General features: G+C 50.3%; 15 protein-coding genes and 2 tRNA genes. 6 read left to right on the top strand and 11 right to left on the bottom strand.

Annotation, left to right across the window (positions count from 1 at the left end; all coding sequences use genetic code 11):
- Window positions 1-450 precede the first annotated feature (450 nt).
- Entirely contained in the window at window positions 451-1,149 is a 699-nt protein-coding gene (gene sleB, locus U8U68_RS15370; RefSeq protein WP_322202328.1) for a spore cortex-lytic enzyme, read from the top strand.
- A 77-nt stretch (window positions 1,150-1,226) separates the two neighbouring features.
- Here sleB and U8U68_RS15365 read toward each other — a convergent pair whose 3' ends face one another.
- From U8U68_RS15365 to U8U68_RS15355, 3 genes are all read right to left on the bottom strand, one after another.
- Window positions 1,227-1,586: a hypothetical protein gene (locus tag U8U68_RS15365; RefSeq protein WP_322202327.1), complete on the bottom strand. Its 360-nt coding sequence runs from the start codon at window positions 1,584-1,586 to the stop codon at window positions 1,227-1,229.
- Complete coding sequence (locus U8U68_RS15360; protein WP_322202325.1) at window positions 1,583-2,488, bottom strand: AraC family transcriptional regulator; 906 nt, start codon at window positions 2,486-2,488, stop codon at window positions 1,583-1,585. The genes U8U68_RS15365 and U8U68_RS15360 overlap by 4 nt, the downstream gene beginning before the upstream one ends.
- Window positions 2,489-2,738: 250 nt before the next feature.
- Window positions 2,739-3,884 (bottom strand): aldo/keto reductase, encoded by a 1,146-nt coding sequence (locus tag U8U68_RS15355; protein ID WP_322202322.1) that lies wholly within the window; start codon window positions 3,882-3,884, stop codon window positions 2,739-2,741.
- 372 nt (window positions 3,885-4,256) lie between these two features.
- Between U8U68_RS15355 and guaB the strand changes: the two genes are divergently transcribed.
- The 5 genes from guaB (at window position 4,257) to U8U68_RS15330 (ending at window position 7,002) form a co-directional block, all read left to right on the top strand.
- A complete protein-coding gene (guaB, locus tag U8U68_RS15350; protein ID WP_322202336.1) occupies window positions 4,257-5,732 on the top strand; it encodes an IMP dehydrogenase in 1,476 nt (491 codons plus the stop codon).
- Window positions 5,733-5,812: 80 nt separating this feature from the next.
- Window positions 5,813-5,889, top strand: a tRNA-Met gene (locus tag U8U68_RS15345).
- Window positions 5,890-5,892: 3 nt separating this feature from the next.
- A tRNA-Glu gene (locus U8U68_RS15340) sits at window positions 5,893-5,967 on the top strand.
- A 104-nt stretch (window positions 5,968-6,071) separates the two neighbouring features.
- Entirely contained in the window at window positions 6,072-6,578 is a 507-nt protein-coding gene (locus U8U68_RS15335) for a hypothetical protein (protein WP_322202320.1), read from the top strand.
- A 16-nt stretch (window positions 6,579-6,594) separates the two neighbouring features.
- A complete protein-coding gene (locus U8U68_RS15330) occupies window positions 6,595-7,002 on the top strand; it encodes a VOC family protein (protein ID WP_322202318.1) in 408 nt (135 codons plus the stop codon).
- A 613-nt stretch (window positions 7,003-7,615) separates the two neighbouring features.
- Here the strand turns inward: U8U68_RS15330 and U8U68_RS15325 are convergent.
- The 8 genes from U8U68_RS15325 to mnmG form a co-directional block, all read right to left on the bottom strand.
- Window positions 7,616-7,966, bottom strand: a complete 351-nt coding sequence (locus U8U68_RS15325) for a hypothetical protein (RefSeq protein WP_322202316.1) — start codon at window positions 7,964-7,966, stop codon at window positions 7,616-7,618.
- Window position 7,967: 1 nt separating this feature from the next.
- Window positions 7,968-9,263, bottom strand: a complete 1,296-nt coding sequence (serS, locus tag U8U68_RS15320; RefSeq protein ID WP_322202315.1) for a serine--tRNA ligase — start codon at window positions 9,261-9,263, stop codon at window positions 7,968-7,970.
- Between the two features lie 222 nt (window positions 9,264-9,485).
- Complete coding sequence (locus U8U68_RS15315) at window positions 9,486-10,343, bottom strand: ParB/RepB/Spo0J family partition protein (RefSeq protein ID WP_322202334.1); 858 nt, start codon at window positions 10,341-10,343, stop codon at window positions 9,486-9,488.
- Window positions 10,344-10,593: 250 nt separating this feature from the next.
- Window positions 10,594-11,358: a ParA family protein gene (locus U8U68_RS15310; protein ID WP_322202313.1), complete on the bottom strand. Its 765-nt coding sequence runs from the start codon at window positions 11,356-11,358 to the stop codon at window positions 10,594-10,596.
- A 247-nt stretch (window positions 11,359-11,605) separates the two neighbouring features.
- Window positions 11,606-12,406 (bottom strand): ParB/RepB/Spo0J family partition protein, encoded by an 801-nt coding sequence (locus U8U68_RS15305; protein ID WP_322202311.1) that lies wholly within the window; start codon window positions 12,404-12,406, stop codon window positions 11,606-11,608.
- A 144-nt stretch (window positions 12,407-12,550) separates the two neighbouring features.
- Window positions 12,551-12,892: an Ntn hydrolase family protein gene (locus U8U68_RS15300; RefSeq protein WP_322202309.1), complete on the bottom strand. Its 342-nt coding sequence runs from the start codon at window positions 12,890-12,892 to the stop codon at window positions 12,551-12,553.
- 68 nt (window positions 12,893-12,960) lie between these two features.
- Window positions 12,961-13,674: a 16S rRNA (guanine(527)-N(7))-methyltransferase RsmG gene (gene rsmG, locus U8U68_RS15295; RefSeq protein ID WP_322202307.1), complete on the bottom strand. Its 714-nt coding sequence runs from the start codon at window positions 13,672-13,674 to the stop codon at window positions 12,961-12,963.
- A 96-nt stretch (window positions 13,675-13,770) separates the two neighbouring features.
- The gene (gene mnmG, locus U8U68_RS15290) at window positions 13,771-15,660 is read right to left on the bottom strand and encodes a tRNA uridine-5-carboxymethylaminomethyl(34) synthesis enzyme MnmG (RefSeq protein WP_322202305.1); all 1,890 of its coding nucleotides are present in this window, start codon (window positions 15,658-15,660) and stop codon (window positions 13,771-13,773) included.
- Window positions 15,661-15,737: the final 77 nt, after the last annotated feature.

The following is a 15,737-nucleotide window of genomic DNA, read 5'->3' as shown; positions in this document are numbered from 1 at the left end:
TCTTCAGGTTCTGCTTCCTGTTTCCTTCTTAAAGGAGTCTCTCAACTCTTTCAAGAATTCACGGGTTCTTTCTTCTTCTCGTTGTTTAATTTTCAAGGTCCTATCTCTCTTTGCGGTCCGCTTGCTACCACTCTATCTTAGCTCGCTTTTCCGCTTTTCGCTCTCTTCCGGAAACCTCTCAAACCCGCTTCGCTCCTGGCCTTTCGGCCTCTTCGCTTCGCTTTCGTTTTTTTCCGTTTCCCTCGAGCGCTTGACTATAATACCACACCCTTCCCGGAAAGTCAACACCTTTTTTCAATTTTTTTCGATTTTTTTCTGAGTTTTTTTGCGCATACTATATATTGAATTTTATACCCGATATTTTACAATATATAGATCGCTTTCCAGGGCTTTCCAGACATAGTTTGTCCTGGACCGCATAGAATGATTTATAGAAAGGGGCGTCGCCGTATGAAAATTGATAAAAAAAAGATGTTTATTCTTTTTTGGAGGGCCGGTGTGGTGCTCCTTGTCAACGTAATGGTTCTTCTTATGCTCATGGATTCCGGCGGCGCCAAGGCTCTTTCCAAGTATGGTTCCACTGGCAGCGAAGTTACGCGGATTCAACAAAAACTGCAAGAGCTTGGCTACGACCCCGGCACTGCGGATGGAATTTACGGAACAAAAACAAAAAATGCCGTGATCTCTTTTCAGCGAGACAACGGCCTGGATGACGATGGCATTGTGGGGTCAAAGACTTTAGAGGCTCTTGGACTCACGGGCGGTGGTGGTTCTGGGGGCAACTATGGCGGCTTTTCTGAAAGCGACATACAGCTTATGGCCACCATTATCTCCGCCGAGGCCAGGGGCGAGCCCTATCAGGGACAGGTGGCGGTGGGCGCGGTCATTATGAACCGCATTGCCCACCCCTCCTTTCCCAATACTCTTTCAGGCGTCATATACCAGGAAGGGGCGTTTTCCTGTTTATATGATGGCGGTGTGAACGCTCCGGTGGCGGACTCGGCCTATACGGCGGCCCGAGAGGCCATTAACGGCTGCGACCCCACCGGCGGCGCCATCTATTACTATAACCCGGCCAAGACCACCAATAAGTGGATCTGGTCCCGGCAGGTGGTAGCTGTCATCGGCGCCCACAACTTTGCGGTATAAAATCAGTTTGGCTCATATCTTGCCATTAAGGGGCCTCTCCCCACGGCTCAAATCGCCATTTTCACAGCGTTCTTTTCTTAATATAGGAAAATATTGGCGGTCCTTTTCGGTCTTTTGGGTCTATAAAGCCCGATCCCGCATCCCCCAGGACCAGTCCATTTTTCTTTAATATATTGAATCATTGAACCAAAGATATCTGGTTCCTGGGTGAAGAAGCGCTCCTCCCTATGGCGCAAAGCTACGAACCAGGTCGTTGTGGCTCCCCATATGCCCGTCAGCCCTCCAACCCTATTGGGTCTTTCCAAAGCCCATACCTCAATATTAAAGATAAGGGGAATGTTTACGCCCTCCCATAACCACTGGGTGTATCCCGAGCTCTGGGCCGTGTTGCCGTCCTTTCCTAAAATACTGGGAAGGATGGTTTTCTTTCCCCTCAATTTTCCTGGTCCGCCTCTTTCTCCGTAACCGGCAGCCAAATGTAGCACCGGTAGCCAGCGCTGCCGGTATCCCCCGAGTCATATAGTTCCAGATTCACCGGAAAAGCCAGCTCATAGTCTGGGTTGCCGGGAAGCCACTCCTGGAAAATTTGGGTGTTTATGCTCTGTAACGATCCCGGCAGCGGACCCACTGCCCGGAACTTGGCCCAAGTGGCAGCGGGAATCTCCCGCACGGTCAAGCCATCCGGCACGGGCCCGCCATTATAGGGACCTGCCACCATGTAGGTAAAACTACTGGGGTCCGCTTCATCCTCAATACATACCCCGAACATGCCAATATTATTCTCCATAATAGCCCGCTCTATGGCTGTCTCCGGTTTTTTCCCCTGACAAACCGCATGAAAATGTTCCTCCTTCAGCTTATCCCAGAACTTTGGGCACTGCTCATAGCCTTTCCCCTCGGGGATGCTCTCCGCAAAACCAATAAACGTTTTGGGGCCTTCCCTTTCAATGACGTAGTCCATGCTGGTTCCTCCTTGAATGGATATTTTTATTTTCAGAGGCAGAAAGGGCTTTATGTCCATGCGTTTCCCCTTCACTTGGGAGGGAGGGAAACCATGGAACCGGACAAAGGCCTTTGTAAAGCTTTCCGGGGTCTGGTAGCAGTATTTAAAGGCAGTGTCAATAACCTTCTCCCCTGCCACCAGGTCCATGGCTGCCATATACAACCGGCGGTTGCGGATATACTCGCTAATAGAGTATTCAGTGATGATCTGAAATCCCTTTTGGAGATAAAAAGGTGAGATGTTCACCGCTCTGGCTACTTCCACAGGGCCCATGGGCTCTGTCATGTGCCCTTCCATATACTCTATTGCACCCCGCAAACTTCTCATCCAGTCCATTTCTGTCACCTCTTTGACTGATTTATACCTGATCTCCCGCCGCTTGTCCTGTCACAAACTGCTTGCGTTTGTCCAAAACCACCACACTGAAGAATATTTTTGATAGGCTTAGAGTCTGTTTTAAATTCGGAGAAACGCTGGCGCCTTTCGAGACTTTTTGACGCCGAAGCTACCATTTCTGGGCAAAACAGACCCTGTTTCCGAGTTTTCACACAGACTCTAAGGTTTCCGCTGCCGGAAATTTTTGTGTTTATACAAACAGCTTCGCGGCCTTTTCCATGCGCTCTGCGATCTTCACGCCAAAGGGACAGCGTTCCTCACAGCTCCGGCAGCCAATGCACTGGTCGGCGCCATGTGCCAGCCCCCGGTAGTGTTCCCGAATAGACGCGGGAACATCCTCCTGCATCAGGGCCAGGTCGTAGTATTTGTTCACCATGGCGATGTCAATCTCTGCGGGGCAGGGCTTGCAGTGGCCGCAGTATGTACACTCCCCCTGGCTAAACCGGTGCTGGGGGGCCGCCGCCAGCACACTGGCATAGTCCCGCTCTTCCGGTGTGGCGGTCTCATAGGCCACGGCTGCGTCCACCTGCTCCACGGTTTCGCAGCCGGGCAGCACCGCCGCCACGCCGGGACGGGTGAGGCAGTAATGGATGCACTGCACAGGAGTCAAGGCCGTGCCAAAGGGGGACTGCTCCGCCTGGAACAGCCTTCCCCCCGCATAGGGCTTCATCACTGTAAGCGCCACGCCCTTGCTCTCGCACAGGTTATATAGCTCTGTCCGGGCGGGGTCGATGCCGGAGAGCTCCGGGGCATATTCCTTTACAAAATAGTTGTCCAGATTGTCCGTGGGCGGCAGCAGGTCAAAAGCTGGATTCACACTGAACAGAATGACCTCAATCCACCCGCTTTCTACGGCCTTTTTGGCCATATCCGGGTTATGGGTGCTCATGCCCACATGGCGGATCCTCCCGGTGTTTTTCAGCTCCTGGACCAGGTCATAAAACGGGCCTTTTGTCACCGCCTCCCAGTCCTCTGCCCGGTCCACGAAATGGATCATCCCCAGGTCGATATAGTCCGTCTCCATCCGGGCCAGCAGGTCCTCAAAGCCCTGCCGACACAGTTTTACGTCCCGTGTGCGGGTATACTGGCCGCCTACCCAGACAGAGCCGATATGCCCCTGGATGATCCACTTTTCCCGGCGTCCGGCAATGGCCCTGCCGATATTGGAGCGCACGTTTGGCTCGCACATCCAGCAGTCCAGCAAGTTAATCCCCCGCTCCTCTGCGTGGAGGATAACCTCCCGGCACTCTTGGGTGTTATGCCGCTCCAACCACTCGCCGCCCAGGGCGATCTCACTGACCTTTAGGCCGGTCTTGCCAAGTTCCCGATACTGCATAAGGCGCCTCCTAAAAATACAATAGGAGCCTGTTTAAAATATGGAAAACACCGTCTTTTCTGTAAGAATAGAAGCAGCCATTCTCTCTTCTCAAACAAGCTCTAGAAAATATGTTCTTATTATACCAGAGCGGCCAGGTGCTGTCAAGCAAAGACCGGGAAGTGCCCAGCGGCCACACCTGCTCGTCTCTCCACTACCATTCTACCCGACTCCCCCCCTAAACTGTAAAAAAACTTCGTCACTTCTCCCACTTGAAAAGATCTTCCTTTGGTGCTATAATTTTTTGTTAATAACATCCCCGCTCCACTCGCGGAAAAGGAACGGAAAACAAGGAAAGAGGTTTAAATTTATCGGAAAGAGAGTGTGAATGTGATGAAAATGGATTTCCAACACAAATTCGGCAAAGAAGGGCTTACCTTTGACGATGTTCTGCTCATTCCCGCCGAGTCATACGTACTGCCCAACCAGGTGGATTTTACCACCCAGTTGACCAAGACCATCCGGCTAAATGCTCCCATCCTCACTGCCGCTATGGACACTGTTACCGAGTCCGACATGGCCGTGGCCATTGCTCGCGAGGGCGGCGTAGGCATTATCCACAAAAACATGACCATCGAACGTCAGGCTGACCAGGTAGACCGGGTAAAGCGCAGCGAGAACGGCGTAATTGCCAACCCCTTCTTCCTCTCTCCAGACAGCCTGGTGATGGAGGCTGAGGAGCTGATGGGCCGCTTCAAAATTTCCGGTGTGCCTATCTGTGAGGACGGCGTACTGGTGGGCATTATCACAAACCGGGATCTGCGTTTTATGGAGGGCGAGGACTTTAACCAGCCGGTAAAGAACGTGATGACCAAAGAAAACCTTGTCACTGCCCCGGTGGGTACCACCCTGAAGCAGGCCCAGGAGATTCTGCGGCGCCATCGCATTGAGAAGCTGCCCCTCGTGGACGGCAACATGCGCCTAAAGGGATTGATCACCATTAAAGACATTGAGAAGGCTGTGCGTTACCCCAACTCTGCCAGGGACCAGAGCGGACGCCTGCTCTGCGGCGCGGCGATTGGCGCTACCGTCGATGTTTTGGACCGGGTGGCGGCTTTGGTGGAAGCCCAGGTGGATGTAGTGGCCCTAGATTCAGCCCATGGACATAATGACGGTGTGATCAAGGCTGTCAGCAAAGTAAAGGCGGCTTATCCCAGCCTACAGGTCATTGCTGGCAACGTGGCTACTGCCGAAGGAGCGAAAGCCCTGATTGATGCGGGAGCAGACTGTGTGAAAGTGGGTATTGGCCCAGGATCCATCTGCACCACCCGGGTGGTGGCAGGCATTGGCGTGCCCCAGATCACCGCTGTATTTGACGCGGCCTGCGAGGCAGCTAAACAGGATATTCCAGTTATTGCCGACGGGGGCATTAAATATAGCGGAGATATTGTCAAGGCCCTGGCCGCTGGAGCCAACTGTGTGATGTTGGGATCTATGGTGGCTGGCTGCAAAGAGGCTCCTGGCGACTACGAATTGTACCAGGGCAGGCAGTTCAAAGTATACAGGGGTATGGGCAGCCTGGGCGCCATGGGCAAGGGCAGCAGCGACCGGTACTTCCAGGGCGAACAGAAAAAGTTTGTGCCTGAAGGCGTAGAGGGCCGGGTTCCCTATAAGGGCCCCCTGGCCGAGACTATCTTCCAAATGCTGGGTGGTCTTCGTTCCGGCATGGGATACACCGGCTGTGCAAACATTGAGCAACTTCATGAAAAGGCCCAGTTTGTGCGCATTACAGGCGCTGGCCTTAAAGAGAGCCACCCCCATGACATTCAAATCACAAAAGAAGCGCCGAATTATTCCATAAACGCTTAAAATTTCTCGAAAACCCCTTGACATTCTCTTTTTCATCCATTATAATAATATGCGTCCCGTTCATGGCGGGACGCATATGTGGCGGTATAGCTCAGCTGGCTAGAGCATTCGGTTCATACCCGAAGTGTCGATGGTTCAAGTCCATTTACCGCTACCAAATGGCCCGGTGGTCAAGCGGCTAAGACACCGCCCTTTCACGGCGGTAACACGAGTTCGATTCTCGTCCGGGTCACCAAGTTCGGCGGGTTTCAGTCAAGAGGCCCCTGGGAATATATTTGAGGGAAGGGCGCTGGGTAGTTTGCTGCGGCGCTTTTCTTTTTACAAAAAGGATGATAAAACATGTTGAAAAAACTGATTATGTTCATGGGTGCCGCTGCCCTGGCCCTATCCCTTTCTGCCTGCGGCGGCGGCCCCACCCAGTCTGTGGCAGTCCTGGAGAGCGCTTCTTCCGGCATTACCCAAGAGGCAGTGGAGGACACGGGTTATGAGGATAACCTGGAGGGCCTGTGTGGTTATCTCTCTGCCAACAAGGCCATTGCTGGGGACCCGGTGGAGATGTCCTATAAGGAGATCGGCGCTATAGCTGGCTGCCGGTACAGCTTCCGCTTTGGAGGCAGCACCATTCAGGCGGAATTTTATGAGTTCGACCTGGACAACCTGGACCAGAAGGGAAAAGAATGTGTGGACAGCGTACAGACCAAGGGCTTTTTTACCATTTTGGGAAATGAGGTTCACGCACAGCTTAATGGAAAATACCTGATGATCTATGTAGACAAAAGTCGCGAAGATGCTAATATAGCGCATACTGCCCAGGTGGAGGAGTTGTTTCTAGGTTTTAAGCAGTAAAACGGAGGTTGTATTTATGAGTCTTGGCGTTGGCCTTTATGTAAAAAACAGCCGGGAAGCGGTGAAGCTCTATCAGGCCGCTTTTGGAGCGGAACTTGGGTATCATGTACTTAACGAGGACGGCGGATATTTTCATTCCGAACTTATGGTAGACGGTGACCCATTGGTCTCGGTTTGTGAGGCAGGAGACGCTATTGAGCCTAGAGGAAACCCTGTAGAGCTGGGGGTGTTTTTCCAGACTCGGGAAGAGGTTGACCGAGCTTTTTCGCTGCTGCGTCAGGGCGCGCATATAATCATGGACCCCAAGCAGCTGCCCTGGAGCCCATGGGCCGCCTGTCTGGTGGACCGCTTTGGAGTGCGCTGGTTTCTCTCACTGCCTAATCATCGTCCGCCGGAAGATTTTAAGCCCGGAGATGAACAATAAAGTATAACGTATGTATACCATATTTAAGGCCATCCGAGGTTTTCTCTTGGATGGCTTTTTTCTTTTGCGGCTTCCTCACTCTTCCAGACTCTATGGACAATTCTCTACAAAAGGTAATAAACCAGCATGTAGCCTGTCCGCTATGGACAGAAATGCCAGGAGTTTTCTAAGCATATATCATGATGTATTTTTTAGAATTCCTTTTTAATCATTCTGTGCCGCAAAGTGCGTTTTCCTGGAAGGGGGTTTTTTCTTCTTCTGGTATGCGTTGTCGTTAACCCGGTTCAAACAGAGATTTCTTGGCTCTTTTGAACCGGAGCTTTATTGCCCAGCTTAAAAATCCCTATCTACCGATTTTTAACTGGGTTTACACTACTGGGCAAAATCCGGAGCTTGGACATAATCGGGAATTAAACTTTTACTTCTCTCCCTGCTATTCCCACCGCAATTCTCCTCTATGCCAGGACCTCACTCTATCTCCCTATTAGGATACATATCTAATACAGCCAGCTGCACTTTTCTTCAATCCTATCAAAAAAGAAAGCTGACTTTTAGCCAGCTTTCCTCTCTTTGATCTTGTAATCTTATTTCCTTTTTTATTCTACAAAAGAGATCAACCTTTTTTCAAAATTACCTGCCGGACCAAGATTGTGGAAATCATCCCCACAATGCCTAGCAGAAAGTTGATTCCAGCATAAATTAGGAAGTCCATTTCAAGGGCAAAAAAGATCCATTCTGCGCACAGTGCCAGCAGGGGACCACTCAAAAGCAGCCACCACCGGGCCCTTATATCCAGCCCGGCAAAAATCCCCATTCCCAAAGAGCAGGTGGGGTGAATGACCAGAAGAATTAATATGTCCACCGCAAAGTATATATCCAGACTACCAAAGATCAGGTTTAGAGCAGGCAGTCCGGCTAGGACTACTACTTGAACCACTAATGCGATTAAGCCCGACTTTTTCATTTTACTCTCCCATAGGGGTCCCGATGGCGGCCTTTCCCCCCATATACATGCGCAGTGGTTCTGGAATACGAATGCTTCCATCAGCCTGCAAATTATTCTCTAAGAAAGCAATGAGCATCCTGGGCGGGGCTACCACAGTGTTGTTTAAGGTGTGGGGGAAGTAGTTCTCCTCCTTGTTCTTCACCCGAATGCCCAGCCGCCTGGCTTGGGCATCTCCCATATTTGAGCAACTGCACACCTCAAAATATTTCTTCTGTCTGGGAGACCAGGCCTCAATATCTACACTCTTTACCTTTAGATCTGCCAAGTCTCCCGAACAGCACTCTAGGGTGCGTACCGGAATATCAAGGGAGCGGAAGAACTCCACCGAGTAGCTCCACATCTTATGGTACCACTCCATGCTGTCCTGGGGCTTACAGACCACAATCATCTCCTGCTTCTCAAACTGATGAATACGATAAACGCCCCTCTCCTCAATGCCATGGGCGCCCACCTCCTTGCGGAAGCAGGGGGAATAACTGGTAAGGGTTTGAGGTAACTGGTCTTCGGTGAGCAACTCGCCGGCAAACTTACCAATCATCGAGTGCTCGCTGGTGCCAATCAGGTATAGGTCCTCCCCTTCAATCTTATACATCATGTTTTCCATCTCGGCGAAGCTCATGACCCCAGTGACCACATCGCTGCGGATCATAAAGGGTGGAATGCAGTAGGTAAAGCCCTTCTTATCTACCATAAAGTCCCGGGCGTAGGCCAAGATACCCTCGTGCAGCCGGGCAATGTCCCCCATCAGATAATAGAAACCGTTTCCGCTCGTGCGCCGGGCACTGTCCAAATCAATGCCGTTTAGGCGCTCCATAATCTCCGTATGATAGGGTACCTCAAACTCCGGTACAACAGGATCGCCAAAGCGCTCCAGCTCAACATTTTCACTGTCGTCCCTGCCTACGGGCACACTGCTGTCAATGATGTTTGGAATCACCATCATGCGCTTTTTGATCTCGGCGGTCATCTCCGCCTCTTTCTGCTCCATTTCAGCCAGTTCGCCGGCAATTTCGGCCACCTTCTTCTTGGTCTGCTCTGCCTCTTCCTTTTTGCCCTGGCCCATGAGCTTTCCAATTTCCTTGCTGATGGTATTGCGCTGGCGGCGAAGCTCGTCGCCCCGAGCTTTACTGGCCCGGAACTTTGCGTCTAGATCCAGAACTTCATCCACCAGGGGCAGCTTTTCTTCTTGAAATTTCTTCTTGATATTTTCCTTTACCAGGTCCGGGTTAGTACGGACCAGTCGAATATCTAGCATAATGATTCCTCCAATTTTTAAGCACTAATCTTTCAAAGAGACCAACCTAAAGTAAAAGCTATCCTTCCATTTTTCAAGTAATAGAAACCAGGGATAGACTCTCTAGCTGCCAGAGGATCTCTTGTACTTTGCGCATAACAAGGGGCTGCCTACCCAAATCCTGTCAGGAACTAGCATCCCTGCACCCACGCATCATGGCGCGGCGTTCCATCTTTTTTCCTACTATTCCTTTAGTTTTAGTTCACTAAGCAGGTTTTGCAGGTCCTCTTCCCCATAAAATTCAATCTGCAAAACACCCTTTTTCTTTGAGCCCGCCACCTTTACCTTTCGGCCCAGGTAATCGCTCACTGCCAACTGGGCCTCTGCGTAAAACTGGCTGGGCTGGCTAGATCGGGGTATCGCCTGGGGCTCCTTTGTCTCCGCGCTTTTCTTGGCTAATGCCTCCAGCTCCCGCACAGAAGCGCCCTCTTTCGCTCTCTGGGCTGCCGCCAGCATATCCTCCTGGTTCTTAAAGCTTAGCAGGGTTCTGGCATGTCCGGCGGAGAGTTCTCCTCTTTCTACCATCTGCTGAATCTCCTCCGGCAGGTTCAACAGCCGCAGCGCGTTGGCCACGGCGGGCCGGGATTTTCCCACTGCTTCTGCCGCCTTCTCCTGGGTAAAGCCCTGGGCCTCTATCAGCTGTTGGTACCCCCTGGCCTCTTCCAGGGGGCTTAAGTCCTCCCGCTGTAGGTTCTCGATGAGAGCGAAGAGCATCTCTTCCCCATCGCTCATTTCCCGCACCACTGCGGGCACCTCGGAAAGGCCAGCCATGCGTGCCGCCCGCCACCGGCGTTCCCCAGCCACAATACGGTATCCGCCACTGACCATGGGCCGCAGCAAAATAGGTTGAAGCACCCCGTGCTGCGCTATGGACTCTGCCAATTCTGAAAGAGCGGCCGGGTCAAATTCTTTTCTGGGCTGGTCCCGGTTTGGCTCGATTTCACTGATGCGCACTGCCACCGTTCCCTCGCCGTTTTCCGCCGCGTTTTCCGCGAAGATGGCGTCTAGCCCCTTGCCCAGTCCACGTTTTTTCACGCTCATCATAAAATCCTTTCTAAAAAATGTTCATGCAGGCCTGATGTAAATATTGTGCAGTAGAGGGACCCCACCGCAACTTTTGAATGAGGCACTGCCGGTTACTTTGGCGGCCTCAAGCAATTTGGGTCATGTAACATAGATCAAGCTGGCAGCGGAAAATAGTAAAACTTTTACTGTCTCATTACCGAGACTTTCATGCCACCTTTAAACATTTCCCTTTACCATCCTAATTCTTTCCTGCGCTCGCTCTCTATCATGTCTTACTTTTCAGCAGCTCCTCTGCCAGTTCCTGATAGGCCCGGGCGCCCTTTGAGCTTTTATCATAATACATCACCGGCTGGCCAAAACCCGGAGCCTCTGAAAGCCGCACAGCCCGGGGAATAACTGTTTTAAAGACCTTTCGTGGAAAGTACTTCTTCACTTCCTCTACCACCTGTTGGGTCAGGTTTAGCCGGCCGTCGTACATAGTCAGTAATACTCCCTCTAACTCCAGCATATTGTTATATTGGCGCTTTACCCGGCGAATGGTGTTCATTAGCTGAGAAAGCCCCTCCAAAGCGTAGTATTCGCATTGGATTGGGATAAGGATGGTATCTGAAGCGTTTAGAGAATTCGTGGTGATCAGTCCTAAAGAAGGGGGGCAGTCAATGAAGATATAGTCATATTTGCTCCGCACCCCAGCCAATGGCTCCTTTAACCGCTCCTCTCGTTTTTCCACCGAGGCCAACTCAATCTCTGCCGCCGCCATGTCAATACTGGCAGGCAGCAGCTCCAGGTTCTCAAATTCTGTTTTCACAATGGCATCCGCCGCCTTTGCTCCCCCGATAACTACCTGATACATTGTCACCGGGCAGTTGCGTCGGTCCACCCCCACGCCGCTGGTGGTATTGCCCTGGGGGTCCGCATCGGCCAAAAGTATCTTTTTGCCCATACTGCCCAGCGCTGCCGCCAAGTTGACCGCTGTGGTGGTTTTCCCCACGCCGCCCTTTTGGTTAGCCACGGCAATAATTTTTCCCATTTTCTTCACTCTCTTTAGTTGTTTGTTGCCTTTCTAAAAATCCAGTAATTCACTCACATTATAACACAGAATGGGGCTTTTTTCCAGTCCCAATATTTTGTAGATTGATTAAAAGAATGTCGCCCTATTCCTATTTTGTTTCTTGCTCTGCCCGTCTACTTTTTCTCTGTTCCACGTGAAACAAAAGCTGACGGCCGGAGCTTTTCAGCCCCGGCCGCCTTCTGTGGGAAATGAATAAGGGAATGGGTTAAACTTGTACTCGTGATAATTTAGGAATGCGCACCACACACTCGATATAGTCTTCCGTCTCCTTTTTCTCCGTATGGGCCTGTATCCCAGCTGTCTTCATGGCGTCCACCGCATGGTCAATGGTATTAATAAATAAGCGGATATCCTTTGCCACAAAAGTACGCTTGGGCCGCCGCACTGGTTCTCGCGGCTTTAAAGCCTCTAAAATCAGCTCTTCCGTCTGGGCCACATTCAGGTTTCGCATAATGACGGTGCGCAAAATTCTCTGCCGCAGTTCAATATCGTCTACCCGCAGCAGCGCCCTAGCATGGCGCTCTGTTAAGTTATTATTAATAATCTCAGACTGTTCCTCTGGGCTCAATTTCAGCAGCCGAATCTTATTCGCTAAATAGGATTGGCTCATTCCCAGCCGCCGGGCCGCCTCTTCTTGGGTGATTTGCCATTCTCGTAATAATGCTAGAATGGCGTTGGCCTGTTCAAACATTTGCAGGTCCCTGCGTTGAACATTTTCCAAAAGAGCTAGCACTGCGCTATCTTCAGGTTCGCAATCTGATAAAATCGCAGGTATTTCCTTTAATCCTGCCAGCTTACAGGCCCGAAGCCGACGCTCTCCCGCCACCAAAAAGTATGCGCCGCTCTCTCGCCTGACTGTCACTGGCTGAAGCAGGCCATTTTCGACGATACTTTGGGCCAAGCTCTGCAATTCGTCCTCACGAAATATCTTTCTCGGCTGGGACGGGTTTGGCAAGATTTTATTAATGGGAAGTTTAATCAGTTTCAGCTTGTCCTTTGTGAACATCCTGCCTTACCTCCTTTGCAAGACCTATTTTACTACAAACCAAGCGCGAGTTTTGTTGCTACTTGTCGGCGGGGCAAAAAAAGAACAATTCCTGAAGGATGCTCTCTAAGAATTGTTCTTGTGGCTAGTGAAGGATTTATTATATTAATATTCCGGATTGATTGGCTTCCAATCAGCAGGAAACAACTCGTGAAAATTTGGGACCCGCTCTTTTGTCCCATCAGGACTGAGGATGTAACCCTCAATCCCATCTTGCGACCAAGCGTCCACTCGGTTAATAATCCGTTTCCTTGCTTCAAGAATCACGGGCTTCATTGCTTCTTCTGCCTGCTCCAAATTCATATAAGCATAATATTCCGGGCCATGAAGCGAAAAGGCCTGTTCCATGGTTTGCGGTGCTTGTTTTTGAAATGTCCTGGGCAGATTTGGAGTAGAAGCAATTGCAGTAACACAGCCTAGACATATTACTAAAGCTTTTACATTCATTTTGTCACCTCCTCTCTGAAACAATTATAACATCATAAATAACAAATGTCAATAACAAAACAAAAAATTTATAGAGGATGCTTCACAATTGTCCCACCATGTCTTGGGTAACTCTTGGGAGTAAAGGCCAGCTTTCGCACCACCACCAGGTTTCGCTCCCCAGCATGGGGCAATAAGACCGGCTTTAACTCCACCTGACTGCCGCCCAGAATCTCTAGAGCTTGCTTCGCCTCATTCAATTCTTTCTCAGCCCCTGGCCCCTTCATGGCCACAAAATATCCCTTCATTTTCACCAGGGGTAAACAGTATTCACTAAGTACATTCAGCGCTGCCACTGCCCGAGCAGTCACCAAATCGAAGCTCTCTCTCATGTCTTTATCCCGTCCAGCCTCTTCGGCCCGCTTATGCACCCGAGGGCAATCCAGTCCCAGCCGCCCGCAGACCTCCTCCAAAAAACAAAGCCGTTTATTTGCTCCATCCATTAGTGTAACTTCCAAATCTGGCCGGAGAATCTTCATGGGCATCCCAGGAAATCCAGCCCCTGTCCCTACATCTAGGACCCTGGCTCCCTCCTTAAGGTTACAAACACTTAAAACTGTTAAGCTGTCAAGAAAATGCTTTTCTACAATTTCTTCTGGCTGGGTAATAGCGGTTAAATTCAATTTTTCATTCCATTCCAGCAGCTGTTCCATATAAATTTGGAATTTCTCTCCCTGTTCCCTGGTCAAACGCAGTCCAAAAGATTTTGCCATTTCCAGCAGCTGTTCCATTATGTTTACCAATATTCTCTACTCCTTTTTCTTATAATTAAATCCTTCTATTCCTCTCTAGCTCCAGCATATTAAGTCAGCCTTGAGCACCTATATTTTCCAAAGTCTTTATGTGTTTTTTCTATCCCCCTCTTGGGCCGCCAGCCAGATCATCAGCACTGAGATGTCTGCTGGACTCACTCCCGACACACGCCCTGCCTGGCCTAAATTAGCAGGCCGGACCTTCTCAAGCTTTTCTATTGCCTCTAAGCGAAGGCCAACAATAGCTTGATAATTTATATCGGGCGGCAGTTCCTTTCGCTCCACTCTCCGCATTTCTTCAATATCAGCCATTTGTCTGCGGATATATCCCTCATACTTCAGCTCAATTTCAACACTCTCCAAGACTGCTTTGGGAAGCAAAGGACGGTTCGTATCCACTGGTTCTAAAGCCGCGTAAGTAACTTGGGGACGTCTCAAAAGCTCCGCCAAACGAACACCCGTGGAAACAGCTGTTGTTTCACATGAAACAAGTATTTGATTCAGCAGATCTGTGGGCGGAAAAATAGTAGCATTAGCTCGCTGCAGCTCCCGTCGTTTCTGCTCTTGCTTTTCATTAAATTTGTCCCATCTCCAATCCGAAATCAGGCCCAGCTGCCGGCCCACCGGGGTCAGCCTTTCGTCCGCATTATCCTGCCGCAATACCAGCCGGTACTCAGAACGAGAAGTCATCATTCGATAAGGGTCTGAAACGCCTTTTGTAATTAAATCATCAATCAAAGTACCGATATAAGAGCCTGCCCGGTCCAGGACCAAAGGAGGCTTTCCCTGCACTTTTAAAGCCGCGTTGATTCCTGCCACCAGTCCTTGGGCTGCGGCCTCTTCATAGCCAGAACTGCCGTTAAACTGTCCCGCTCCATATAGCCCAGGCCAATCGCGGAATTCTAAGGTTCCTTGCAGCTGCAAAGGGTCACAGCAGTCGTATTCAATGGCATAAGCAGTACGCATAATCTGTACCCGCTCCAACCCTGGAATGGTACGATAAAAGGCCACCTGCACCTCTTCTGGCAAAGAAGAACTCATACCTTGCAGATACATTTCCTCCGTATTTAAGCCACAAGGCTCAATAAACAGCTGATGCCTTGTTTTATCGGGAAAACGCTTGACTTTATCCTCAATACTGGGACAATACCTGGGCCCTACCCCATCAATCATCCCCGAATACATAGGAGACCGATGAAAATTTTCTCGAATTACCCGATGGGTTCCTTCATTCGTCCAGCTGACATAGCAGTCCACCTTATTTGCCAGCGGTTCCACTGTTTCAAAGGAAAAGGGTTCCACTGGCTCATCTCCCTGCTGGATCTCTAATCCAGAAAAATCAATAGAGGAGCGCAGTACTCGGGCCGGAGTACCCGTCTTGAATCGACGCAAAGAGATACCTAGCTCTCGCAGAGAATCCGGCAAAAAGGCAGAGGGAAACATTCCGTCTGGGCCACTGTCCATTACTACCTCGCCCACATAAATCTTGCCGCCTAAAAAAGTTCCCGTACAGATAATCACCGTCTTTGCCTGAAAAACAGCACCAAATCGTGTAAATATCTTCCAGTCCCTTTCCTCTCTCTTCAGACTGACCACCTCCGCCTGCCGAAGAGTAAGATTTTCACAACGTTCCAGCTTCTGTTTCATCATTTGAGAATAGCGGTTTCGATCAATCTGCGCCCGCAAGGAATGCACAGCAGGTCCTTTTCCCAGGTTCAGCATCCGGCTTTGCAGCATACATGCGTCCGCTGTCTTTCCCATCTCTCCCCCCAGAGCGTCAATCTCCCGCACTAAGTGGCCTTTAGCGGTTCCACCAATACTAGGATTACAGGGACAGTTTCCCACAGCATCCAAGTTAATCGTAAACACAGTAGTTTTGCAACCCAGACGGGCTGCGGATAAACCGGCCTCAATTCCCGCATGGCCCGCGCCTATTACAGCCACATCCAAATATCCAGCAAAATATGTTGATACCATAAACAGAACTCCTTAATAACATGAATAAATTATTCTTAGCCCGGATCTGACCCCAAATCTCCAAAATGATCCATAAG

It is taken from the genome of Acutalibacter intestini, from assembly GCF_034334985.1.
Lineage (GTDB): Bacteria > Bacillota > Clostridia > Oscillospirales > Acutalibacteraceae > Acutalibacter > Acutalibacter intestini.
This window is presented reverse-complemented; position numbering and strand designations above follow the sequence as displayed.

Coding starts and splice junctions, on each gene's coding strand:
- U8U68_RS15330 (WP_322202318.1), top strand. CDS start 6,595: ATGAGTCTTGGCGTTGGCCTTTATGTAAAAAACAGCCGGGAAGCGGTG.
- U8U68_RS15335 (WP_322202320.1), top strand. CDS start 6,072: ATGTTGAAAAAACTGATTATGTTCATGGGTGCCGCTGCCCTGGCCCTA.
- mnmG (WP_322202305.1), bottom strand. CDS start 15,660: ATGGTATCAACATATTTTGCTGGATATTTGGATGTGGCTGTAATAGGC.
- U8U68_RS15305 (WP_322202311.1), bottom strand. CDS start 12,406: ATGTTCACAAAGGACAAGCTGAAACTGATTAAACTTCCCATTAATAAA.
- serS (WP_322202315.1), bottom strand. CDS start 9,263: ATGCTAGATATTCGACTGGTCCGTACTAACCCGGACCTGGTAAAGGAA.
- U8U68_RS15300 (WP_322202309.1), bottom strand. CDS start 12,892: ATGAATGTAAAAGCTTTAGTAATATGTCTAGGCTGTGTTACTGCAATT.
- U8U68_RS15325 (WP_322202316.1), bottom strand. CDS start 7,966: ATGAAAAAGTCGGGCTTAATCGCATTAGTGGTTCAAGTAGTAGTCCTA.
- U8U68_RS15310 (WP_322202313.1), bottom strand. CDS start 11,358: ATGGGAAAAATTATTGCCGTGGCTAACCAAAAGGGCGGCGTGGGGAAA.
- U8U68_RS15355 (WP_322202322.1), bottom strand. CDS start 3,884: ATGCAGTATCGGGAACTTGGCAAGACCGGCCTAAAGGTCAGTGAGATC.
- U8U68_RS15315 (WP_322202334.1), bottom strand. CDS start 10,343: ATGAGCGTGAAAAAACGTGGACTGGGCAAGGGGCTAGACGCCATCTTC.
- guaB (WP_322202336.1), top strand. CDS start 4,257: ATGAAAATGGATTTCCAACACAAATTCGGCAAAGAAGGGCTTACCTTT.
- U8U68_RS15360 (WP_322202325.1), bottom strand. CDS start 2,488: ATGGACTGGATGAGAAGTTTGCGGGGTGCAATAGAGTATATGGAAGGG.
- sleB (WP_322202328.1), top strand. CDS start 451: ATGAAAATTGATAAAAAAAAGATGTTTATTCTTTTTTGGAGGGCCGGT.